Genomic DNA, 21828 nt, shown 5'->3' with positions numbered 1-21828 from the left:
TTATGATTGTAAAAATTCTTTGGAAATCAAAGACTTTTAGGGCAATTAGGTATAATACCAATAAAGTTGAAAAAAATAAGGGAGAACTGGTAAAGGTATCCGGTTTTGGGGCGCTGCAAGGGCTATCTGAGATCAGGCCTGGAGATTATATAAACTACCTTTCTTCCCTAGCGAGCAGAAACCGCAGGGTTGTATATCCGCAATTTCATGCAATGATATCTTCAAAGGGCAGAAGCTTGGACAAGGGGGAACTAGTTACACTGGCCGAAGGCTGGCTAGAGGGCATGGGTTATGGAAATCAGCCGTATCTTCTCATTTTCCACAAGGACACGCAGAATAATCACATCCACATGGTCTCTTCAAGAATAGACCTGGAAGGGAAAAAGATTTCGGACAGCTTTGAGAAGATCAGGGCTTATAAGGTACTGAATAAACTTATCGGTAAAGATGAGAAACATGCTGCTGAAAAAGCTTTGACGAGGGCACTTCAATACAGCTTCTCCAATAAGGCGCAGTTTATGATGTTGCTTGAAAGACAGGGATATGCATTAAAAGTTCTGGAGGATACGCTTGATCTCTCAAAATATGGTGAAAAAGTGGGCAGTGTAAGCTTAGATAAAATAGAACAAAAAATTGCCCGGTTTTCACCTGACCAGAAAAGAAAGGAACAGTTAAAACAGGTTTTTGAAAAATATAGGCCAATTACCGATTCCAGAATCCAAGCGATCAGGGAAGATCTTCCAGGTGGCGAGAAGGGAAAAGTAATAGGCTATACCTCTGAGTTAAGCGAAAAACTATCTTCTTCATTCGGCCTTAAGTTTGTATTTCATTTTAAAGGTGACAAGCCGCCATATGGCTATACCATTTTAGACCATTCCACCAAGGAAGTTTTTAAAGGTGGCGATATTATGTCTCTAACTAAGTTTATGGAGACTTTACGCCAAACCGAAGACGTAAAAACGTTAATACCCATTTCGGAGGGTATTTATGAAAATCAGTTTTCTCCAAAGGAAGAGATGCTCCTTGAAAATCCATCAGAGTCAATATTTCCTGCTGACGAGGTTGAAATGCATGATTGTATATCCATTGGCGAATTCTCTTTGGATATAGATATCTCTGATGATATTGATGATGAGCAGATCCTCGGACGGAATAGGCGCAGGCAAAAAAAAGCAAGAACCAATACACGTTAAATTTTTATGCTTATGGTTATATTAATTGGAAATCAGAAAGGGGGAGCCGGTAAAAGTACACTCTGCCTGTTACTGGCCTATTTCCTCTCAATGCTTAAAAAAAAGAAGGTTACCGTTCTAGATATGGACTACCAGGCTTCGATTTCAGGCAAGTTTGAAAAGGCAAAGATTCTGGAGAACGATCCCCTCTACGAGGTTATTCCCTCTGATCTTAAGTACTTCCCGGCTCTGCTGGAACTGCTTAACCAAAATAAGGATGAGTTTGTGCTCATTGATCTTCCGGGTAAAATGGACGATGACCTATTGATTCCCATTATCAGCTCCGCGGAACTCATTATCTGCCCGTTTAATTATGATGAATTTTCTGTAGACAGTACAGTGCTCTTTTCGCTTGTATGTCGGGAGATCAATAATTTATCACCCATGGTGTATGTGCCAAATAGGATTAAAACAACCGTAAAGTATGAAACCAGGGAAGAGGTAGACAAGGTACTATCCAGATTTGGAAAGATTTCTCCCGGTATTTCTGACCGCATCGATTTTCAGCGGGTAGGAACCATCCATATCCCGGCCTCTTTAATTCCAGTTTTTATGCCGGCAATGGACTTTATCTATGGCAGCTTTATGAAGAAAGGTATATCGACATGAGCGAAATCAAATCCCTTGCCGATCAATTGAAATCAAGGATCCAAGAAGAAAAGGGATTGCCGGAAAAATCCCAGGCCAGTCATGGCGCTGAAAAGATTGGTGTAAAAAAAACTGAATCCAAAGAAACGGCCGTGAACGCCAAGCGTCTAGCTAGTTTTCTCTCATCCCTGCGGGACTTTAATATGGATGGGCAGGAGAAAATCCTTATCCGGATTGATAATCGTACAATGAGCAAGCTGAGGCAATTAAAGGCCGCATCCAATATCGATATGACGCGGGTCATTGTTTTTTCCCTCCACCAGTTTTTAAAAAGCCACCCCTGGCTAAATGAATATATTTCACAAACCCTAAAAAAAATGACCCATGAGCTGGACTAATTTCTTGACCATAATCTTTATTGTATATCTGGTTTATTATTTACTGAACTTATTTTTTGATCTTTTTCTATCTCAAAGAGGCACTGTAGATGAAACTGCGGTAGACGAGCTTTTCTTTGCACAAACATTTACCCCTGAGCTGATTACCCTGGAAGAGAAAGCAGAGGAGGCTGTTGCTACGGATTCAGAAAAAAAGGAAAAACCAGCCCCTTATTTGCCAACAGGTCCAATTAGCTCAAGTGGAGGCATTGGACTAAAACAGCTTTTTTCCCTTGCGAAGGACAACCTCATCGAACATACGCGGGCAATACCTTACTAAACTCCATGAGGTTTTCTTTATTCTTTTTAAGGGCAGCGTCAGTTGCTTTTTTTTTGCTCTTTACTTTTTCCGCTAATGCTCAACCAGGAATCTCAGAGTTTTATTCCGCCTCTGCAGAGGTGAAAGGCTGGTATTTTTCGCTCTCGGATCTGGTATTGGTTATTGGCGCAATCGCAGGAATCCTAGGTGGGCTTAGGGTTTATGCCAATTGGCAGATGGGCAAGCACCACATCGACGCGCAGGTTATGGGATGGTTCTTCTCATGCCTCTTTTTATCTCTCATCGGTGTATTCCTCCGCGGTCTTTTCGGACTGTAAATACAATTTTATTCAATTTAAATCAATTTTTTTATGACAAGAAAAAGCAAAAGACTTTTGTCATTGGCCGCGCTATTGGGTTTAGTGCAGGCAGTTTCCGCCCAGACTGGGGGAGGAACAACAGGAATTAATGCGGCGACTTCCTCGCTGACCTCTTATGTAGATCCGGTTTCTACACTCACCCTTGCGATTGGTGCCGTGGTAGGTATTATCGGCGGGGTACGTGTCTACATCAAATGGAATTCCGGAGATCAGGACATCAACAAAGAAATTATGGGCTGGGGAGGTTCCTGCCTTTTTCTGGTTCTGGTATCGGTAGTGATCAAGGCTTTCTTTGGCGTATAGCATGAGGATGTATCCAGTTTACAAGGGGCTTCAAAAGCCCCTCGTTTATCGGGGTTTCAAGGGGAAGTATATTGCTTATGGCATTTCTTCCTTAGGTCTTGGGCTGGTCACCGGAGGCCTAGCCGGTGCGCTCCTCAATATGTATATCGGTGGCCTCTTAACCATTCTTTCAATAGCCGGTGGGCTCCTCTACACATATTCCAAGCAGGCATCCGGTCTTCATGATAAGACCAGATCCAGGGAGATATTCATTCATCGTATTTATTTAAGGCGAGGTTATGGGAAAACAGGAATTTAAACTGCCATATGCCGGAATAGAAGAGATAGGCGGACTTTCCGTTCTTTATGGTGAGTCAGGCGATTTTTCAGTAATTCTTTCTATCGAAAATCCGGTGCTTATTTATTCCGCTGATCCGGCAGGCTACCAGGCCTTTCATCTTCTGCTTCTCAATGTGATCAAGATATTGAGTGAAGGGTATATCATTCAGAAACAGGATGTGTTCTCTAAAAGAACTTATCAGGCGAAAGTGCAAAGTGAACCCCTTCAGCAAAAATACGATGAGCATTTTTCAGGGAGGGAATATATTGAGCACTCTAGTTATCTGGTTATAACCCGTCAGGTCAAACGAAGGACAATGTACGTTTATGACAGGAAAGCCCTTTTGGATTTTGTATCCAATATTGCCAAGGTCTGTGAACTATTGAAAGGAGCATCGGTATCACCAAAAGTACTGCCCCAGGGTGAGATAGAACGCTATATTTCGCAGATGCTTGCCATGGATTTCTCCTCAGACCATTTTTCGCTCCATAACTTAAGGGCCGGGGATACTGAAATAGGTATTGGGAAAAAGGTGATCCGCTGCATGAGCCTGGTCAATATCGATTCCATTGACATGCCTGAATCCATTGGGCCATATTTAATGGCGAACGACGGGAAAGGACTACAGGAATTTCCGATGGACAACCTTTCTTTCCTGTCATCAGTTCCGGGTATTGAAAGTCTTGTTTATAACCAATTAATTGAAATTCCTTCCCAGGGCATTACCCTGAACAAACTGCAGCTGAAACGCAAGCGGCATTCCGGAGTTCCTGATCCAGCCAATCAGATGTGTGTGGAGGATATTGATAAGTTGCTCATAGATGTGGCAAGGGAAAACCAGTTGCTCGTCAATGCGCACTATTCTTTATTGGTCTGCTGCGAACTTCCACTTCTGGATACCAGCTGTAACTTTATTGAAGCTTCCCTATTTCAGCAGGGGATTATCCCCTCCAAGAATGCCTATAACCAGATGGAACTCTTTAGGAGTGCCTTGCCTGGAAATGCAGTGGAACTGAAAAAATACGACTGGTTCCTCACCACTTCGGATGCGGCCCTTTGCCTGTTCTACAAGGAACGGCTGATGCGGGATGAGCCCTCCAAGTTTCTCATGCGCTTTACCGATAGGAGAGGAATCCCTGTAGGCATAGATCCAGCAGATCTTCCTATGGAATCTGGCAGGATTACCAACCGTTCAAAATTTGTTCTGGGCAGCTCTGGTACTGGTAAATCCTTTTTTATGAACAGCCTGCTTGAACAGTATATGCTTTATAATTACGACATCGTGATCGTTGATGTAGGACATTCCTATTCCGGGCTATGCAATTATTTTGGAGGAAAGTATTACACCTATACCGAGGAGAATCCGATCACGATGAATCCCTTTCTTATTTCTGAAGCAGAATATAACATCGAAAAGAAGGATTTCCTCAAAACACTTATCGGACTTCTTTTAAAGGGTGCAGAGGGAAGCGTATCGCAGATTGAGGATACGGTTTTCTCAAATGTACTCTCGGCCTACTATTCAGACTTCTTTTTAGGAGAGGCTGATTATGCGCTGTGTTTTGATTCTTTCTACCATTATTCGATCGTTAAGATTTCGGAGATCAAGGAAAATGAGAAGATCAGTTTCGATCTTGATGAGTACCGTTATGTACTTAAAAAATTCTGTCTTGGCGGAGAGTACGGTAGGCTGCTCAACGAAAGCGCTGATCTTTCAGATTTTACAGAGCGTTTTATTGTCTACGAAATTGATTCAATCAAGGAAAATAGGGTTCTTTTTCCAATCGTGACGCTGGTGATTATGGATTTGGTACTGCAGAAAATGAGGCACCGTACAGGCCAGCGAAAAGCGATGATTTTGGAAGAAGCGTGGAAGGCAATCGCCTCTCCGCTAATGGCTAACTACATTCTTTACCTCTATAAAACGATGAGGAAATTCTGGGGAGAGCCAATTGTGGTGACGCAGGAACTGGGCGATATTATCGGAAATGCTGTAATAAAGGATTCCATTCTGGCCAGTTCCGACACCATCTGCCTGCTCGATCAATCCAAGTTTAGGGGGAATTATGCAGAGGTAGCAAAACTCCTGGCGCTCAGTGAGGTAGAGCAGCGAAAGATATTTACCATCAATGCGCTTGAAAATAAGGCCGGCCGCGGGAAATTCAAGGAGGTTTACATTAAGCGCGGAAGTATAGGGGAGGTCTATGGCGTTGAAGTGTCGCTTTTTCAGTATTTAACCTTCACAACCGAAAAACCCGAAAAGACTGCTGTTGAATCTTATGTCAAGCGTTACGGCTCTTATCCTCTGGGACTGGAACATTTCGTTGCCGATATGAAAGTGAGCGCAATCTCTCTTCCCGAATTTGTCAAGAAAGTCAATTCATCCATCACAAGTTAAATTCTATTTTTATGCGAAAAATATTCATCTATTTTTTATTTGGAATCTTCGTGCAATCGGCCTCCGCACAAATATACGTTGACCCAACAACCGCTGCGGCCACGGCCGCCCATGCAGGGGTGATGAACAGCGGTCTGTCCCGAACCAGCGACAACCTTACTCTGGTGCAAAGGGCACAGCTCGCGGTAACTGGTCAGCTTGGAATTGTAAATGACCTTCAATCCACTATTTACAGAGGTTTATCTGAGGTTTCAGGGGTAATGAGGTCTCTGCTTTCTGTTAAGGATATTTATGAGATTTCTCAGGATATTGTCATTGATGTGAATAAGGCGATTAATATAGCCTCTAGTGACCCTGTATTACTGCTGTTCGCCGAAGGAGGTGCTAGGGAGTTCAAAACCCGTTCGATCAACCTTGCTACCGAGGTTAGCTCTTTTGTATTAAAAGACGGGAGGGAGGCGCTGATGGATTCCGGTGAACGGGCAAAGCTTCTCAATAGGATCGTCACAGAACTTACCATCCTCCGGGGAGTGGCCTACGGCATGTACCGTACGATGTACTGGGCAAAGCAGCGCGGAATCTTAAATTCCCTAAACCCTTATGCCGGATATATCAATATTGATAAACGCATAGCGGACGATATTATCAGGAATGCCAAGATGCTCAAGCAATGAAAAGCGCAGCATTTATCACGGCTATGATTTTCATATCAATAGCTGCTCATGCGCAGTTGAATGTCGGGCTTTTGCACCAGCTTGTGGGTAATAGCAAAACAGAACACGGAAAACAGTCTGATGCAAGGGATAGGCAGGCGGGATCCACTGCAAATGAGGAGGCAAACAAAACCCTAATGGTAAGATTAAAGAATAAATACAGGGATATCCAGTCCCGGTTCAAGACTTTGGGACTTGCTATTGATGCGGCGCAGATCGGAATCGAAGCCTATCCATTGATCGCTGATATTAGAAGAAGCCAGGGGATGATTTTTGATTTATGCAAGGACGATCCTGTACTTTCCGTTCTGGCCATACAGGCAGAGCTGGATATGGGGGATCGGGCACATGCACTGCTGAATTTCTTGTACGGACTTGCTCTTTCTATGCAAGACATCGACCAGATGAAGCAGAGCGACCGCAAAATGCTTTTTTTTCATGTGCTCACTGAACTCCACCTGATAGCCGGGGCATCCAGAGGACTGGCGGTAACCCTTCAATATTCTTCAAGAAAAAAGGTCTTCAATCAGCTAAACCCTTTCTCAGAATTTATCAATACCGATAAAAAATTGGTAGATGAAATCCTGCGAAAAAAAGATATCCTAAAAAACTGATGTTATGAAATTGCTTATTTTAATTTTTTTAATGCTGATTGGTCATTATTGTTGTAAAGCTCAAAGGCTAGTTTTTGACCGCGGGCATTTTAATATCGTAAATGAAAATGGAGCAGTACGACTGGCAGCTGAAAATACGTATAACAGTTATTTAAATACGATCAACAACCGCCTTTCGGATATTAATCTCAATCTGGGCGCGGTCGTTATGGTTCAGTCATTAATCCTGTCTTCCTTAAGAGAAGTTGATCAGGGGCTCAAAACAGCAATCGCGGTCAGACAGATCGGCTCACTGGTTGCCGAGATTTCATCGGAAAGTGCCGGGATGATTGATATCGCCAAATCAGATCCCCATCTGCTGCTTTTTGCAGAAGAGGTTTCCCGCCAGGTAAAAGATAGGGGGGTAAACCTATTTTCAGAAGTCTCTGCTTTTGTATTGAAGGAAGGCGAAAACGTCCTCATGGATTTCGAAAAGCGCGATGCGCTGCTTAAGAAAATTGCCCTGGAGCTCCGCGTCATCCGTGCCCTGGTATTCAGCATGAAAAAATCCATGTACTGGGCAAAAATGAATGGAGTCTTCCGTTCGCTTAATCCCTATCAGGGCTTTATCAATCAGGATCTGCGTCTCGGGAGTGATATTTTATTCAAATCAAAACTTTTAAAACGATGAAAAAACCTTTTTTGCTTCTTTTCCTCTGTTTGCTCTCAACGCTCCTCTGGGCACAGAAGAAAATTACCGACAAACACATTACCTACCAGCAGGAACGAATGGTCTTCAAGCAATGGGATGCGGATAAGTTTACGCCCAAACAAGGTTTTTTGGGGCTTAATCCAGATTACTGGATTACCTGGGCGCTTCACCCCAATTATCCCAAAACGGATCTAAGACCCCTTGGCCCGCTCGGTCCACAAACGCAACGGCTGATGTTGGCAGCAGCCATGCAGAACACCGATAATCTCTACAAACTGCATGCGGATACCATTCGCAATACGGCGCTGAGCGAGGCCTCCAATTATTCTTCGACACTTTCTTTTGCCGATCCCCTTTGGCTAATGTACTATCGCAACGAGTTTGAAGGATTATTAAATCAGGCAGATGCCGATATGCTTGCAGGCCTTTCGCTTGCAGAACAGAAATACATAATCTCTATGGGGCTGTTTGACTGGTACAGGGAGGAAAGCCGTGCACTTCTTGAAAGGCTGGAAATCGCGAGGTCGACTACCTTAGACCGGGGATCAAGGATAATGGCCTACCACAGGATGCTATCTGAATTCAGAAAACTCTCGGCAAGCTGGGAAACCAAGAAATCAAGGGCAAAAACCTATCTCTCTATCCGCTCATCTGTCCAGAAGTTACGGGCCGGTGAAGTTCAAAGACCAGCATCCCCAAAGAGCGATATCCAGATTGCCAATGATATTCTTAAAAAATCAAAACTGTAAGCAATGGATATTTTAAATGTTATAACCGGCACAGCCGGTTTTTTTGTGCAGGCAGTGCCCGATTCGTTCAAGGACACTTTTAATTTTCTTCAGGGCAACGGCGTGTATGAAGAGGGAATGATGCATTTTCTGCATGAGATGAAAAGTACGATCTGGACTCATTATGATGCCTTTATTGCAGATGCGCAGGCACTGGCGGCAATTTTTATGCTCATCTTTTTTGCTATCAAAAGCTATGAAATGATCTCCGGGGATAAACAGCTTGAAATTATGCCGCTGCTCCGTCCTTTCGGTCTGACCATGGTGATTCTATGGTGGAGCATCTTTACCCGGGTCCTTGCGTATCCAACCGATGTTGTAGAACAGAAGACCTCAGCAATGTTTGATGGCAGCCAGGCAGAGATCAATGATCTCAGGCTACAGCGGGCGAAGCTCATGGTAGAGGTTTCTGATCAGCTCTATAAAATTCAGGCCGAGACGCAGACAGCAAAAACAGAAGCGGATACCTGGTATGAAAATGCATGGGAATCTGTTAAGTCTTCGGTAAAGGAAGGGTTTTCCGAAGTCTGGAACCCGATAGTGGAAATGAGAAACCGGCTGGAGGTTGGTCTGCAACTTTTGGCTACCTCTCTTTTGGAAACACTCGCTATATGGATACTCAGGGTCTGCACCTACATTATTTTTATCATTCAGATCATCTTTTCCACGATACTGATTATTTTAGGCCCCTTTTCAGTAGCCGTCTCTATTCTGCCAGCTTTCAGGGATTCCTTTTCGACATGGGTCGCCAGGTTCATCTCGGTAAACCTTTATTCAGGGATTGCATATCTGGTGATGTATGTAGCGTCCCTTTTCCAGCATTATGCACTTGAGGCGGAAATTACCCGTTATCAGGAGCTTGTTGGGACTGGCGGGGCAAGCCTTGAAAAGCTCGGCTGGTTTGCCAGCAATGGAGTTCTCTCCTTTGGAATGGTAATCGTAACCTTTATCATCGGTGCACTAACCATGCTTACCGTGCCGAGCATTTCAACATGGATAGTATCCACATCGGGTGTATCTTCTGCCGCAAGTTCTATGGGAAGAGGTGCATCAAGCATGACCAGGGTTGCTGGACAGATAATGGGAGGATAGAGAGATGATGATAAAAAGTATCGAATCCAAAATCCGTCTAGCCACATTCCTTTCGCTGGGAAGTTTTTTGCTCTGTCTATCGGTAGTCGCTGTTGTTTCTTTTTTTGCCTATGGATATGTTAGGGATTCTCGTAAAAGTATTTATATTCTTGACCCCTCGGGAACACCAATCCTGGCGAAACAGACCAATGTGCAGCTAAACAGAGCAGCAGAATATCGCGCACATATTGCAAAATTCCATTCTCTTTTCTTTTCGCTGGTACCAGATGATAAGTTCATAGAATATCAGATGAAACAGGCCATGTACCTTATTGATGAAAGTGGTGCCCTTCAGTATAATAATCTGAAGGAAAAAGGTTTTTTCACCTCTATTCTCTCCTCCTCTGCTGTACTCACGCTCCGAACCGATTCTATTTTTTTAGATGAAAAAAGAATGTATTTCCGGTATTATGGTACACAGAAAATAGACAGGAGAAGTTCAAGCGTCACCCGCTCGCTTATCACGGAGGGAAGCCTGGTCGATCTTGAAACAAGATCTGACAATAATCCCCACGCGGTCTTAATTACCAGATGGAAGACATTAGAGAACAGGGATATTTCAACTATAGATAAAAATGCATTCCAATGAAAAAGACAACTGTGTTTTCAGAACTCAGAAATGAGTTCTCTGATCTGATCGAACGCCTCCTGGCCTCCATATCAGGTTTTTTCAAAAAATATCCGAAGGTTATCTTCTCATCTATGGTGCTGCTACTAGGCAGTTCCTTTCTCTTGTGCTTTACGCTGCTGAGAATGGATTCAAAAAAAGCCCCTTTAGAAAAAAAAGCACTGCTAAAAGTTGAGAGTGGGCTTAGCGAAATAGGAACAACTGTAAGTAAGCTTAAAAGAACTCTGGAAATTAGGGAAGCGCTGAAAGTTTTATTGGCCAAGGAAACGCTAAATAGCCAGGACAGCCTGCTCATGGTCAGTATGGTAGCCGAGCTTGAGCGTGCCGGCCACACGAAGAATTAATTAAATTATATGAAAAAAATAGATTTAAAAAAGCCCAGGTACGCTCTTCCCATAATCTGTCTGCCTTTTCTTTTTCTCTTCTTTTATGTCTATAAAAGCAGTTTTGGAAAAGAAGGTAAAATAGTCCTGGGAAGAGATTCGCTACAGACCAACGTGGCAAATGTTTCCGAGCAGGTGAGGAACCAGGAGCTTTCGGGAAAGCTGGATGCCTTTAGAAATAAATTCAAGCAGGCCGATGGATACACTGCTGTTGGTAGTATTGGTGAAGAAAACCAACAGCTGGCAGAGATAAGCTCATCCTACAATTTGAGGGAAAAGCATATGCTAGATTCCATTGACCAGGTAATGAAGGCAAAATATGGTCTGCCAGGCAGACCGGAAAATGTAAACCATACATATTCTGCGGCAGGACAGAGCTTTGTAAAGTCGCGGAATCCTTCCAGAACCGAGCAGGACATCGCACTCGCCTCGGCATTGTCCAAGATAAAAATGGAGGAGAACAGGGTGAATAAGGAGGTTGATAACTCTAAAAACCCATCCGATCCCATGCAACTTTTTCGGGCACAGATGGCTCTTGTGGACAGTATGGGGAAAGCTAATGATCCCGCAGTAAAGGAGAATATGGAAAAAGAACGGGTTCTGAAACTGGCCGAAGCAGAAGCCAAAAGCAAGAAGATCATTCCGGTCAAAAGATCGCATGGAGTTTCGACTGGCTTCAATACCATAGTTTCCGGAGATGTCGAACGCCCTATTTCTGCGATCATTGATCAGGATGTTACCGGCTTTTCCGGATCGCGCCTGCGTATAAGGCTGACTGATGATATCATGGCCGGCAAGTTTATGATCCCTAAAGGCACCTACCTCTATGCAACTATTTCAAGCTTCTCTGCCCAAAGGGTTTCCTTGGTGATCTCATCGGTATTCCATGGCGGGGAAATTCTGCCGGTAAATCTTCAGGTTTATGACAACGACGGAATGGCCGGTATTTATGTTCCATCTTCCGCCTTTCGCGAATTTACCAGGGACATGAGCAGTTCAAGCACGCAAGGGATTACCATACAGCAGATGGCGGAAAACAACAATCAACTCGTTATGGGGGTGCTTTCCAAGATGTTCCAGTCTACAACAACAGCGGTAAACAAGTTGATCCGGTCCAATAAGGTCAAGGTCAGATACAATACCCAGGTTTATCTCATTGATCCCAATGAGCTTAAAAGAAAACAACAATCTTATTAGAATTTCATGAAAAAAATATTGTTCCTAGCTCAAATTTTCCTGAGCTCACTGGCCCTTTACGCGCAAGTGCCACACTCAGTTACCGTTGCCGATATTCCGGTAATCGGAATATCGGGTTCAGTTTCAATCCACTTCATCTCGCCAGAGAAAATTTCCTATGTAGACCTATCCAGCAGTTCGCTGATTGGTGACCTTCCGGAAAAGAACATTCTCAGGATCAAGGCGATTCCAGACTCTGTTGCCGCTCTTTTCTCCAGCGGCGATGCTGGCCTGGTTACCATTGTCGGAGAAACCTTTATTGCACAATACAGACTCTCCTTTTTATCGCCTGCTAGTCCCGAGCTGGTTTCCACACAAATCGATATCCTGCCAACCTATATGAGATCCATTGATATTTCGGGGATAGGATTATCACAGAACGAAATGAAGAGCAATGCGCTTTCCCTGCTAAAGCGCAGAGGGGATTCCCGAATTAAAAAAGAATCAGCTTTCGGGATATCACTGGTGGTAAACCGGGTTTATACCCTTGGCGATTGCATCCTTCTTGACCTGAGCTTCCATAACTCGACAAATCTCACCTTTGATGTCGACGAGCTCAGGTTTAAGATAGCAGACAGAAAGATCAATAAATCTACCAATGTCCAGTCCATAGAATTAAAGCCGGTTTTTCAGCTTTATCCCTTTGAAAGATTTTCGAAATCCTATCGTAATATTTATTTCATTAAAAAAACCACCTTTCCCGGTGACAAGGAATTCAGTATTGAATTATCGGAAAAGCAGATTTCCGGAAGAAATCTTCGCGCTTCATTAAGTTACTCCGATATCCTAAACGCCGACACCTTTTAATGTTTCATTATGGAAGAAAGCAAGGAACAACAGAGCCTGCACCGCTTCCTTCAGTTTGCCATTTATCTAGCCCTTTTGCTAGATGTGCTCATGTTTGTCTATGCAACTAAGCTGTTAACTGATTCTGGTGCAGAGAAAATTGGGCTCGCCAGGTTTCTGGTGCGCATGTCACGGATTATTATTTACCAACACCCGCTCTACAGCCGGTTTTTCTCGTTGTTGCTTATCTCGCTGGTTTCAATCGGGACACTGAGCAAAAAAGAAAAAGATCTTGATGCTAAAACAGCGATCATTTATCCGCTCGTGTTGGGATTAGTCTTAATGGCGGCCAGTATCTTTTTTTTTGGTGAAAAGGGGACTGCGGTTTTTTATCTGACCAGCTGGCAGGATATCGGGTATATCTCTTTATTGTTGATAGGTACGATCCTGGTGCACCTAGCGATGGATAATGTTTCCAAGATTATCAGCTCTTCCTTAGGTAAGGATAAGTGGAATACCGAAGAAGAATCCTTTATGCAGGCAAGAAAGCCTGTGAACGGACCATTTGCAGTTACCATCCCCTCACTTTTTTATTACCGCAAGAAAGTACATTCGGGCTTCATTAACATAGAGAACATCTTTCGCGGAACGCTTTTGATCGGAACCCCGGGCTCGGGCAAGAGTTTTGGCATTGTTATGCCCTTTATCCGGCAGCTTATCTTTAAGGAATTCTGTATCTGCTGTTATGACTTTAAGTTTCCCGACCTGGGTCAGATCGCCTATTACCATTATCTGCTGGGTAAAAAGCAGGGCAGGCTCTCAGGCTTTGATTTTCATGTCATCAACTTAACCCAGGTAGAGCGAAGCAGGAGGATAAATGTATTAAGACCAGATTACATAGTAACGCTCGCCGATGCTGGCGAAACAGCGGAAGCCCTGGTTGAAGCCTTGAAAAAAGGGGATAAATCCGGTGGTAGCGATCAGTTCTTTACCCAGAGTGCGGTAAATTTTCTTTCTTCCTGCATTTATTTCTTTTCTCAGTACCAGGGAGGGAAGTATTCTACTTTTCCGCACGTACTTTCATTTTTGAACTGCAGTTATGAGCAGATTTTTTCGGTGCTATTTTCCAATCCTGAGCTTGGGAGCTTACTTTCTCCATTTGCCACTGCATGGCAGGCTAAAGCATTCAACCAGCTAGAGGGGCAGATAGGAACGCTAAAGGTATTCATCTCCCGCTTAGCTACTAAAGAGACGTTCTGGGTTTTTTCCGCGGATGATTTCAACTTAAAGATTTCATCCCGGGCGGAGCCCTCTATATTAGTCCTTGCCAATGACCCCAATACACAGAATATCAATTCCGCCTGCTATTCTGTGGTGCTCAACAGGCTGACCAGGCTTATCAACTCTAAAGGAAACCGGCCCTCGGCCTTGATTATCGATGAGCTGCCAACCTTATTTGTGCACCGCATTGAAAATCTAATTGCCACTGCCAGATCAAATAAGGTAGCGGTTCTCATGGGACTCCAGGAGCTTCCACAGTTTCAGCAGCAATATGGAAAGGATACCGCAACCACCATTACCTCGGTAGTAGGGAATGTACTTTCTGGCTCGGTAAGGAACAAGGAAACGCTGGAATGGCTGGAGCGGCTTTTTGGGAAAGTTAAGCAACAGTCAGAGAGCTTGTCCATTGATAGAACCAAGACATCGGTGTCGCTCTCGGAAAAACTAGAATCGCTGATTCCTGCAGGTAAGATCGCATCATTGAAAGCCGGAGAGCTCGTTGGTATGCTTGCAGCGGATGCGGTAGAAGAATATACCGGAAAATTTGATACCTCGGCGATCAACTGCAGGGTGAACCTTGATATGGAGGCAATAGCTACAGAGGAAAAGGCTTACCCTGATATGCCGTTGTATTATGATTTCGCAGGAAAAAAGGATGAGATTCTCCGTAAAAACTTCATGCGCATAAATGATGAAATACAGGTATTGGTTAAAAAATTCAGAACCGAGGCTACCGTCCCAAAAAATGGGGAAAGTCCCAAAGCCTCCATGGCAGGCGGAATGAAGAGATAAACAAACTATTTTTTTTTCAATCTTAAAATCAATTTTTATGGAAGAATTAACCGGCCGGCTTGTGGTGGTACATCCTCAGCTGACAACAGATCCTGTTTCCAGACAGGGTCAGATAGGTGTAATTGCAATAGCGGATCTTCAAAAAGATAACATTAGCGTCGGCTTTGGTGGTGGTCCACTTGGCAGGTATTCCTCAGATGCCCTCCTTGTGCTAAAGGATAAAAGGGAGCTTTATCAGGATATTATGACAGGGGTAAAGGATATGGATGCCGATACTTTTAAAGACCTGCTCGATATTAATATGAAACAGGAGTATTCAGATTATGGTCACATTTCTGCTGCGATGAAGATTGCTATCGAAAATCCAGAGGTGATGAAAAGGAGCATGATTTCCCTGGAGGACTATATTTCACGAAATCACAATATAAATGTCAGCGAAGCGGTTTCTTTTGAGCGTTAGGCTTTTGGCAGGCGTACTTCTCATTTTTGTTTGCTCTTCTCTATCCTGCTACTCCCAAATCTCCTTGCCTTTGAATTCAATAAAGGTAAATAGCGCTTTTGGTAAAAGGATACATCCTATTACCCATTTTGCGGATTTCCATCGTGGCATTGATCTTCACGCGAGGAATGAGCCTGTATTTTCTTTTTTTGCCGGAAAGGTATCCGGTGTAGGCTTTAATCCAATTCTGGGAAAATTTATAAGGATTGATCATTCAGGCCTTGAAAGCATATATGGCCACCTCTCCGTTATTCTGGTTCAAAAGGGCGAAGAAGTCCGTTCTGGGGAAGTTATAGCGGTTACGGGATCTACCGGTAGGGTGACTGGCGAACACCTGCATTTTAGTTTGCGCATCAGTGGAGTATACATTGATCCGGTAGACTTTATTCTTCGCTACTATGAAGTAGCCAAAATTAATCAAATAAATTTTATGGAAAATTCAGCCTATTTGACCCTAAGGCAAAAACTGGAACTACTCGCCATGGTAGAGGAAGTGGAACTGAATCAGGACGAGGCCTGGGTTTACGGAATTGGTTTTGCGGATACGGAGGAAGAGCAAGATGGATAAAAAAGATGTTCATAAACCCCTGCACGTTCAGGTTGCCGAGAAAGTAATTGAGGCACTCCGCGCCGGAACCGCACCCTGGCAGATTCCATGGGATTCAGCGGGCATGCCTCTTCTAATGCCTTACAATTTTCAGAGCGGCAATAGATATAAGGGAATCAATGCCCTATCACTTTTGATGGCAGGTAGGGAAGATCCAAGATGGATGACCTACAGGCAGGCAGAGGAAAGCGGAATGCAGGTGAGAAAGGGAGAGAAATCCATGCTCATCCAGTTCGTTAAAACAAGTGATGAGCGAACCAGGCGCGACGCTTCAGGAAAGGTTATGCATGATGAGCTCGGAAAGCCCATAAAGGAAACAAGGGAACTTCCCCATGCCATTGTTCGCAATGCTTACGTGTTTAATGCCGCGCAGATCGAGGGCATGCCCAAACTGGAAAGAGAAAAGCCAGGCACCAAGTGGGCACCGGTTGAGCGGGCAGAGAATCTCGTTGCCTCCTCAGGCGCAGTAATTTTTCACCAATATTCCGCAAATGCCTTTTATGACCCAAAAAGGGATGCTATTACGCTTCCCTACAAGGACTGGTTTTCTGAAAGCCACAAATATTATGCTACACTGCTCCACGAACTGGGACACTGGACGGGGCATCCAGACCGGTTGAACCGAGAAATGGGTAAAGGCTTTGGGGATGCGAGCTATGCCAGGGAGGAGCTCAGGGCAGAAATCGCTTCGATGCTTATTGGACAGGAACTTGGTATAGGCCATGACCCGGGACAGCATTATGCCTATGTGGAAAGCTGGATATCGATTCTGGAGAACAATCCTTTTGAGATCTTTTCTGCTTCCATGGATGCCGAGCGTATTCTTGGCTATATCCTGGATATAGAAAGAAAGCAGGAGATTACCAATGAAAAGGTTTCCCTGAATGCGATGCAGCCTGCTCCCGGAAAAGCTTCTGGGTATCTCACCACGGGAGATAAGATTCCATATAACGGATCGGTCTATGAGGTTCTAGGCCATTTAAAACAGGGAAGGCTGAAGATGCATGAAAGCCTGAACGGCAATGCATTTACATTGGGCCGGGAAGATAAACTCTACGCAGCGCTTTTATATCTCAAACGCGAAATGGGTGCTGAGTTTCAAAATGATAAGCACACTAACCAGATTGGCGAAGCTGTGAACCAATCACATCTTGATTTAAACAGATAAAACGAATTTATGAAAAATATAATTATCGAGGAGGCCCTGCCCGTTGCAGAGCTATCCAGGCTAGGGCTATACGACGGGACCAGGTACTTATTGGACGAGACAGACATTGCTGCACTTCTTTCGGGCAGGAGAACTTCTTTAGTGAACCTAAAGAATCTGGTCAGCGAGGCTTTTGCTATTGATAGCCTGGATGCTAAGCTATCCTTAAACCTGGATGAAGATAGTCTCCACGAGATAAAATTGCATCCTATTTACAAGGAGCCGAAACTGTCTCCGGATTTATTGGATGTTGAAGCTGATGCGCTGGTCGCAGGAGAGGTTAAGAATATTGCAAAACCCATTAATTTTCCTGATGGCACAAATAGGACTATCGTATTTGAATATGATAGTGAAACCAGGGAGTTCATTTCCTATGATCCAAAAGGGGTAGAGGTTCCATTTCAGATCAACGGAGAGAAACTAGATGTAAAGAAAAGTAAGGATTTTGCCCTAGGACGCATTGTGCAGCTAATCGATGGGACGATGATTCAACATAGGGCCAGTGAGCCCAAGGGGATCGTAGCCAGCCGTACAGCACTTATCTTAACTTTTTTGAAAGACGGTAAAGCCGCGGGTTTTTTATTAAAAGATCTCGCTCCCATAATGGATTCAAGTATTCATCAGACTCCCTTTTCACTAGGCTTTGAATCAGCATTCCTGGAATTGAAAAAAAACGATGGCGCAATTTCAGACGAGATGTTGCAGCAGAGAGAACTCGATGAGTTCAAAAACGAGTATAGCCGCGGCTATAGTCATGGCATATCTAGATAAATATGGACAGAGAATGGGTTATGTGCGATGGTTTCGCATACCTGATTCCTTACGGGCTGCCAGAGATATGTATCCGTAGCGTTTATCTTTTTTATGAAAAAAGGGATTGTCTAAAAGTTCTGTCGGATGCTACCTCAGTCAAATTTCGGGATGCCGCGCTGGCAACGTTTGGTTTTCTTGCTCTTCCGGAAGGTATAATACGCATCAGCTTGGTATTTCCCAATGCGAAATTCGTGACTGTATTCGGAGATGATCTGCCTGCAATCGTATTAACCTGTAAGATTTCGCTATGGCTGAAAGGATTTGACGCAACTTTTCTGGTTTTATCCCATCATGTGATTTTCACTTTTAAGTCATGCGAATTTTCATGTGCGGAATCACTCTTTTCACTTAATAGGTTTTGTAAGATCACCGGATTTAGGACTAATCTAAGGCCTTTGCAAATCCGGTAAAATCCATTCCCATGATTCCAGAAATTTTCAAACAGGATATAAGTCTCGATATCCAGGTATTTGGATTCGATGTCAATGTCAATTATGTGTACAACTGGCCCAGCAAAAGAAATGATGAAAAAGAGCCAACCGTTGTACACCTGGAGTTTCGCTCAGATTCCAATATTATATCCGGTACCGGCTACCGGTCACATTTTCTCTTTTCTGCTTTTTTAAAGGATTGCGGATATGCCTCCATCGAGGAACTGGCAATCTCCCTTGGCGAACACCTCGCCCGGGAAAATGGCTATAGCCCTCCCCAGCCTGAGCGACAGCTTAGCCTATTTTGATTAATTAATAATATATTCTTATGAATGAACAAAATTTGGATTATCTAAAAAAGAGCCTGGATTATCTGGGCTTTGGAACAAAACTTAACGATGTTCTTGAATCAGCAATTTCCAGGGAACTCCCTGCTTTTACCCTCGGAGTTACGCAAAGCTACACATCTGCCAACGCCAAAAAGAATCCTGCAATTGGTTCCGATCAGGTCAGGTTCATGCTGAATTTCAACCGCTCCAAGCAGAGCGATATGTATTTTCTGAACGATTATGAGGTAACTCTGAATAAGGCCGGAAGTGCCTTGCCTATCAGACAAATCTTTGATCTGGAAAGGGACAACCGGATTACGGCGCTACAGGCCTATAAACTACTCTCTGGGAACTCACTTGAACGGGATGTTTACACCAAATTGGAAAACAGTGAGGGTTCGGAAAAGAAAAAGGTTTGGTTTAAGCTCAACCTTGATGTTCAGGATGCCTACGGGAATCATCCCCTGAAAAAATTCTACCCCGAATTCAAGTTTGAGCTATCTGATGCCATAGACAAATATCCGTTCAAGGGTCTTACTGAACTTGGAAAGGATGGTATGATGAAAATGCTGAGAAGTGGCCATCTGGCACCGGCCGAGATGATGGTGGGTAAGAAAGCCGTTGCTGTAATGGTAACCGCGAATCCCCAGTTTAAGGGACTTGATGTTTATGATAAGAACATGGCCATTATCCGCCAGGATGAAATCTTTCCTAAAAAAGAAGAGCAAAAAGAAAGCACGGCCTCGGCTGAGCAAAGAACTTCCCAAAAAAGCGAAATCGATGCCAGCAATACAGAAGAGCGGTTTCCATGGGAAAACCAGCGGGATGGTGATACCTCCCAAAGCGAGGAAATAGGAAGATAATCTTTTGTAACAGCAAAGAAAAAATGAGAAAGCTTTTAGCTAAGATAGACCGCATCCGCGCAAGCGGATGGGTTACCCTTGATCTTAAGGAAGATCACCTGCTATATAACTTAAACGGCAAGCGCTTTCAGGTAGAAAGTATGGCCACGCCCGATATCAAGTGCAGGGTGTCGGTAATGATTGAGGGTGAAAAAGTTGATTTAAGCATTGACGACTTGTATTAGAATTTATGACCAAACTAAAATTAAGAACCCCCATAAGCTATTATGGGGGTAAACAAAAATTAGCCAAACGCATTGTTTCGGTAATTCCGCCACATGTGCTTTATTGTGAGCCTTTTATTGGTGGCGCGGCGGTATTCTTTGCTAAAGAACAATCAAAGGTTGAGGTAATTAATGATACCAATAAAGAACTGATGAATTTTTATAGGGTAGCGAAGGAGGATTTTACTTCACTTGAAAAGGAGATCAGGATCTCTCTTCATTCCAGGGATCTGCACAGAAAGGCTTCGGTGATCTATAACAATCCGGATATGTTTTCGGAGATAAAAAGGGCATGGGCAGTCTGGTTGACTTCATCACAGAGCTTTTCTTCGCAGCTTGACAGCAGCTGGGGATATGATAAATCAGGTAATACTACCACAAAAAAAATAAATTCCAAGAAAGAGGGATTTGTTGAGGAAATGGCTATCAGGCTCCAGAACTGCCAGATAGAATGCGCAGATGCGCTCTACATCATCGCAAGCCGCGATACCGCAGATAGTTTCTTTTACTGTGATCCGCCCTACTACAACTCTGACTGTGGTCACTATGATGGTTATTCTGAAGGGGATTTTGAAGCCCTTCTTTTTTTACTGGCCGGAATAAAAGGCAAGTTTTTGCTCTCTTCCTACCCATCTCCACTATTGGAAAAATATGCCAAAGAACATGGCTGGCATCAATGGTCGGTAAAGCAACAGGTCTCCGTTAATGCAAAGGGAGGAAAGAAGAAAAGCAAGACGGAGGTGCTAACAGCTAACTACCCGATAGACCTAAAGACGGAATTTGGAGTTTGAAAGTAAAGGAAATAAACCCAGAATCGCTGGCACTTTATCATGGTTCGCTTGGACTGGACGGTGGGAAAATAAACATCCAGTCCGGTAAAGGAGTTGGCTGGAACGCTCTCACTCTCGGAAATGCATTTTATACTTCAATAAGTGAGGACGCCGCCTGCCTTTTTAGCCATCTCGTACTCCAGAAGTCAAGATTGAACGGTGAATCGGGGTTTGATAATCTTGGATATGCCAAAATCTATAAGATAACACTCAGCAAGGATGCCAGCATTTTGGATGCTGACAAAGCTCTGGACGCATCTCGCGTCCGGAGTATTTTGCTGTGCGCAGGAGTTTCCGAGCGATACCTAAATCACCGTCACGATGACCAGCTCTCTGATTTTTACAAGGTTGCTGATCTGCTCTGCTACGGGATGGACTGGGAAGGTAACCGTAATGAATATCTTACGAGGGTACTGGGTTACGACGGACTTTTAATTAAAGAGAGAGCCTGGGAAAACTGGGATTATTATCCATCAGGCATTGGGGTTGACTGGGATAAGATAAACGACCCAAAACTTTGGCCACCAAAAACAGTCGCGATTTACAATACAGATTGTGTAGGTGGATTTGAGGTGATCCGCGATGGCGTAATTGATTCTTTGGCAATAGATCATTCAGATTTGCAAAGATAAATTATTTACAGGAGACTCATGTGCTCATCTCAACATGTGAGTACATTAATGATAGATGTACCCCAGTTTATGCCTATTTGCATCTATTTCTAACAGGAGCGTAATTAATTGTGATTATCCAATCCTGTTATTCTTCAAAATACCTTTCTAAAAATATTTGTTACTCAAAATAAACGTCATGGATATGGAGTTTGATTTAAATATAGAAACTATTGTGCGCCAGCATGATCTAACCATAGAAGAGGTGCTTTCAAAGCAAATGTTTTCACATTTTACCGAGGAGCAGGCTAATGATGTGATCCTTACTATCAAAAAAATGTCTATAATCATTTTTAATGCAAGTGAGAAAAAGGAGCAAAAAACTTGATAAATTAATTGATTATTAGTATCTTATA

Annotated in this window: 27 protein-coding genes; all 27 read left to right on the top strand. The window is 43.6% G+C overall.

Annotated elements, in window-relative coordinates:
• The first annotated feature begins 2 nt into the window (after positions 1–2).
• Positions 3–1193, top strand: a complete 1191-nt coding sequence (locus AC0IWT_RS12270; RefSeq protein WP_471797419.1) for a relaxase/mobilization nuclease domain-containing protein — start codon at positions 3–5, stop codon at positions 1191–1193.
• 6 nt (positions 1194–1199) lie between these two features.
• On the top strand, positions 1200–1841 hold the full coding sequence (locus AC0IWT_RS12265; RefSeq protein ID WP_471797418.1) for a ParA family protein: 642 nt from the start codon (positions 1200–1202) through the stop codon (positions 1839–1841).
• Positions 1838–2218, top strand: a complete 381-nt coding sequence (locus tag AC0IWT_RS12260; protein ID WP_131538522.1) for a hypothetical protein — start codon at positions 1838–1840, stop codon at positions 2216–2218. Before AC0IWT_RS12265 ends, AC0IWT_RS12260 begins: the two co-directional genes overlap by 4 nt.
• The gene (locus tag AC0IWT_RS12255) at positions 2205–2537 is read left to right on the top strand and encodes a hypothetical protein (RefSeq protein WP_471797417.1); all 333 of its coding nucleotides are present in this window, start codon (positions 2205–2207) and stop codon (positions 2535–2537) included. Before AC0IWT_RS12260 ends, AC0IWT_RS12255 begins: the two co-directional genes overlap by 14 nt.
• Before the next feature lie 5 nt (positions 2538–2542).
• A complete protein-coding gene (locus tag AC0IWT_RS12250) occupies positions 2543–2854 on the top strand; it encodes a DUF4134 family protein (RefSeq protein ID WP_265857018.1) in 312 nt (103 codons plus the stop codon).
• A 33-nt stretch (positions 2855–2887) separates the two neighbouring features.
• Positions 2888–3199, top strand: a complete 312-nt coding sequence (locus AC0IWT_RS12245; RefSeq protein ID WP_056095071.1) for a DUF4134 domain-containing protein — start codon at positions 2888–2890, stop codon at positions 3197–3199.
• Between the two features lie 278 nt (positions 3200–3477).
• Positions 3478–5916 (top strand): TraG family conjugative transposon ATPase, encoded by a 2439-nt coding sequence (locus AC0IWT_RS12240; RefSeq protein WP_471797416.1) that lies wholly within the window; start codon positions 3478–3480, stop codon positions 5914–5916.
• A gap of 11 nt (positions 5917–5927) precedes the next feature.
• Complete coding sequence (locus AC0IWT_RS12235) at positions 5928–6590, top strand: hypothetical protein (protein ID WP_471797415.1); 663 nt, start codon at positions 5928–5930, stop codon at positions 6588–6590.
• Complete coding sequence (locus AC0IWT_RS12230) at positions 6587–7243, top strand: hypothetical protein (RefSeq protein WP_471797414.1); 657 nt, start codon at positions 6587–6589, stop codon at positions 7241–7243. Before AC0IWT_RS12235 ends, AC0IWT_RS12230 begins: the two co-directional genes overlap by 4 nt.
• Positions 7244–7247: 4 nt before the next feature.
• Positions 7248–7913 carry a hypothetical protein gene (locus AC0IWT_RS12225; protein WP_471797413.1) on the top strand — a complete coding sequence of 222 codons (666 nt, stop codon included), beginning with the start codon at positions 7248–7250 and terminating at the stop codon, positions 7911–7913.
• Positions 7910–8683, top strand: a complete 774-nt coding sequence (locus AC0IWT_RS12220) for a hypothetical protein (RefSeq protein ID WP_471797412.1) — start codon at positions 7910–7912, stop codon at positions 8681–8683. The genes AC0IWT_RS12225 and AC0IWT_RS12220 overlap by 4 nt, the downstream gene beginning before the upstream one ends.
• Positions 8684–8686: 3 nt before the next feature.
• The gene (locus tag AC0IWT_RS12215; RefSeq protein WP_056095048.1) at positions 8687–9814 is read left to right on the top strand and encodes a TraJ family protein; all 1128 of its coding nucleotides are present in this window, start codon (positions 8687–8689) and stop codon (positions 9812–9814) included.
• Between the two features lie 4 nt (positions 9815–9818).
• On the top strand, positions 9819–10442 hold the full coding sequence (gene traK, locus AC0IWT_RS12210; RefSeq protein WP_471797411.1) for a conjugative transposon protein TraK: 624 nt from the start codon (positions 9819–9821) through the stop codon (positions 10440–10442).
• Positions 10439–10825, top strand: coding sequence for a hypothetical protein (locus AC0IWT_RS12205; protein ID WP_056095041.1), 387 nt, complete (start codon positions 10439–10441; stop codon positions 10823–10825). The genes traK and AC0IWT_RS12205 overlap by 4 nt, the downstream gene beginning before the upstream one ends.
• A gap of 9 nt (positions 10826–10834) precedes the next feature.
• On the top strand, positions 10835–12061 hold the full coding sequence (gene traM, locus AC0IWT_RS12200) for a conjugative transposon protein TraM (protein ID WP_471797410.1): 1227 nt from the start codon (positions 10835–10837) through the stop codon (positions 12059–12061).
• Positions 12062–12067: 6 nt separating this feature from the next.
• Positions 12068–12907 (top strand): DUF4138 domain-containing protein, encoded by an 840-nt coding sequence (locus AC0IWT_RS12195; RefSeq protein ID WP_056095036.1) that lies wholly within the window; start codon positions 12068–12070, stop codon positions 12905–12907.
• Between the two features lie 9 nt (positions 12908–12916).
• The gene (locus AC0IWT_RS12190) at positions 12917–14959 is read left to right on the top strand and encodes a type IV secretion system DNA-binding domain-containing protein (RefSeq protein ID WP_471797409.1); all 2043 of its coding nucleotides are present in this window, start codon (positions 12917–12919) and stop codon (positions 14957–14959) included.
• Positions 14960–14996: 37 nt separating this feature from the next.
• Positions 14997–15419, top strand: a complete 423-nt coding sequence (locus AC0IWT_RS12185) for a hypothetical protein (RefSeq protein ID WP_471797408.1) — start codon at positions 14997–14999, stop codon at positions 15417–15419.
• 70 nt (positions 15420–15489) lie between these two features.
• Positions 15490–16026 carry a M23 family metallopeptidase gene (locus AC0IWT_RS12180; protein ID WP_471797407.1) on the top strand — a complete coding sequence of 179 codons (537 nt, stop codon included), beginning with the start codon at positions 15490–15492 and terminating at the stop codon, positions 16024–16026.
• Positions 15995–17233: an ArdC family protein gene (locus AC0IWT_RS12175; RefSeq protein ID WP_471797406.1), complete on the top strand. Its 1239-nt coding sequence runs from the start codon at positions 15995–15997 to the stop codon at positions 17231–17233. The genes AC0IWT_RS12180 and AC0IWT_RS12175 overlap by 32 nt, the downstream gene beginning before the upstream one ends.
• 9 nt (positions 17234–17242) lie before the next feature.
• Positions 17243–18043: a DUF4099 domain-containing protein gene (locus tag AC0IWT_RS12170; protein ID WP_471797405.1), complete on the top strand. Its 801-nt coding sequence runs from the start codon at positions 17243–17245 to the stop codon at positions 18041–18043.
• Between the two features lie 463 nt (positions 18044–18506).
• Positions 18507–18824 carry a hypothetical protein gene (locus AC0IWT_RS12165; RefSeq protein ID WP_471797404.1) on the top strand — a complete coding sequence of 106 codons (318 nt, stop codon included), beginning with the start codon at positions 18507–18509 and terminating at the stop codon, positions 18822–18824.
• Between the two features lie 20 nt (positions 18825–18844).
• Positions 18845–19708, top strand: a complete 864-nt coding sequence (locus AC0IWT_RS12160; RefSeq protein ID WP_471797403.1) for a hypothetical protein — start codon at positions 18845–18847, stop codon at positions 19706–19708.
• Positions 19709–19731: 23 nt separating this feature from the next.
• Positions 19732–19932 (top strand): hypothetical protein, encoded by a 201-nt coding sequence (locus tag AC0IWT_RS12155; protein ID WP_056095008.1) that lies wholly within the window; start codon positions 19732–19734, stop codon positions 19930–19932.
• A 5-nt stretch (positions 19933–19937) separates the two neighbouring features.
• Positions 19938–20762, top strand: a complete 825-nt coding sequence (locus AC0IWT_RS12150) for a DNA adenine methylase (RefSeq protein WP_471797402.1) — start codon at positions 19938–19940, stop codon at positions 20760–20762.
• 191 nt (positions 20763–20953) lie between these two features.
• Positions 20954–21433: a hypothetical protein gene (locus tag AC0IWT_RS12145; protein WP_471797401.1), complete on the top strand. Its 480-nt coding sequence runs from the start codon at positions 20954–20956 to the stop codon at positions 21431–21433.
• 178 nt (positions 21434–21611) lie between these two features.
• Positions 21612–21800, top strand: a complete 189-nt coding sequence (locus AC0IWT_RS12140; protein ID WP_265836352.1) for a hypothetical protein — start codon at positions 21612–21614, stop codon at positions 21798–21800.
• Positions 21801–21828: the final 28 nt, after the last annotated feature.

This window comes from Pedobacter sp. AC464 (assembly GCF_979253075.1).
This window is presented reverse-complemented; position numbering and strand designations above follow the sequence as displayed.

Coding starts and splice junctions, on each gene's coding strand:
- AC0IWT_RS12170 (WP_471797405.1), top strand. CDS start 17,243: ATGAAAAATATAATTATCGAGGAGGCCCTGCCCGTTGCAGAGCTATCC.
- AC0IWT_RS12240 (WP_471797416.1), top strand. CDS start 3,478: ATGGGAAAACAGGAATTTAAACTGCCATATGCCGGAATAGAAGAGATA.
- AC0IWT_RS12250 (WP_265857018.1), top strand. CDS start 2,543: ATGAGGTTTTCTTTATTCTTTTTAAGGGCAGCGTCAGTTGCTTTTTTT.
- AC0IWT_RS12245 (WP_056095071.1), top strand. CDS start 2,888: ATGACAAGAAAAAGCAAAAGACTTTTGTCATTGGCCGCGCTATTGGGT.
- AC0IWT_RS12205 (WP_056095041.1), top strand. CDS start 10,439: ATGAAAAAGACAACTGTGTTTTCAGAACTCAGAAATGAGTTCTCTGAT.
- AC0IWT_RS12160 (WP_471797403.1), top strand. CDS start 18,845: ATGAATGAACAAAATTTGGATTATCTAAAAAAGAGCCTGGATTATCTG.
- AC0IWT_RS12265 (WP_471797418.1), top strand. CDS start 1,200: ATGCTTATGGTTATATTAATTGGAAATCAGAAAGGGGGAGCCGGTAAA.
- AC0IWT_RS12255 (WP_471797417.1), top strand. CDS start 2,205: ATGAGCTGGACTAATTTCTTGACCATAATCTTTATTGTATATCTGGTT.
- AC0IWT_RS12195 (WP_056095036.1), top strand. CDS start 12,068: ATGAAAAAAATATTGTTCCTAGCTCAAATTTTCCTGAGCTCACTGGCC.
- traM (WP_471797410.1), top strand. CDS start 10,835: ATGAAAAAAATAGATTTAAAAAAGCCCAGGTACGCTCTTCCCATAATC.
- AC0IWT_RS12230 (WP_471797414.1), top strand. CDS start 6,587: ATGAAAAGCGCAGCATTTATCACGGCTATGATTTTCATATCAATAGCT.
- AC0IWT_RS12215 (WP_056095048.1), top strand. CDS start 8,687: ATGGATATTTTAAATGTTATAACCGGCACAGCCGGTTTTTTTGTGCAG.
- AC0IWT_RS12190 (WP_471797409.1), top strand. CDS start 12,917: ATGGAAGAAAGCAAGGAACAACAGAGCCTGCACCGCTTCCTTCAGTTT.
- AC0IWT_RS12220 (WP_471797412.1), top strand. CDS start 7,910: ATGAAAAAACCTTTTTTGCTTCTTTTCCTCTGTTTGCTCTCAACGCTC.
- AC0IWT_RS12165 (WP_471797404.1), top strand. CDS start 18,507: ATGATTCCAGAAATTTTCAAACAGGATATAAGTCTCGATATCCAGGTA.
- AC0IWT_RS12140 (WP_265836352.1), top strand. CDS start 21,612: ATGGATATGGAGTTTGATTTAAATATAGAAACTATTGTGCGCCAGCAT.
- AC0IWT_RS12270 (WP_471797419.1), top strand. CDS start 3: ATGATTGTAAAAATTCTTTGGAAATCAAAGACTTTTAGGGCAATTAGG.
- AC0IWT_RS12150 (WP_471797402.1), top strand. CDS start 19,938: ATGACCAAACTAAAATTAAGAACCCCCATAAGCTATTATGGGGGTAAA.
- AC0IWT_RS12260 (WP_131538522.1), top strand. CDS start 1,838: ATGAGCGAAATCAAATCCCTTGCCGATCAATTGAAATCAAGGATCCAA.
- AC0IWT_RS12185 (WP_471797408.1), top strand. CDS start 14,997: ATGGAAGAATTAACCGGCCGGCTTGTGGTGGTACATCCTCAGCTGACA.
- AC0IWT_RS12225 (WP_471797413.1), top strand. CDS start 7,248: ATGAAATTGCTTATTTTAATTTTTTTAATGCTGATTGGTCATTATTGT.
- traK (WP_471797411.1), top strand. CDS start 9,819: ATGATGATAAAAAGTATCGAATCCAAAATCCGTCTAGCCACATTCCTT.
- AC0IWT_RS12235 (WP_471797415.1), top strand. CDS start 5,928: ATGCGAAAAATATTCATCTATTTTTTATTTGGAATCTTCGTGCAATCG.
- AC0IWT_RS12155 (WP_056095008.1), top strand. CDS start 19,732: ATGAGAAAGCTTTTAGCTAAGATAGACCGCATCCGCGCAAGCGGATGG.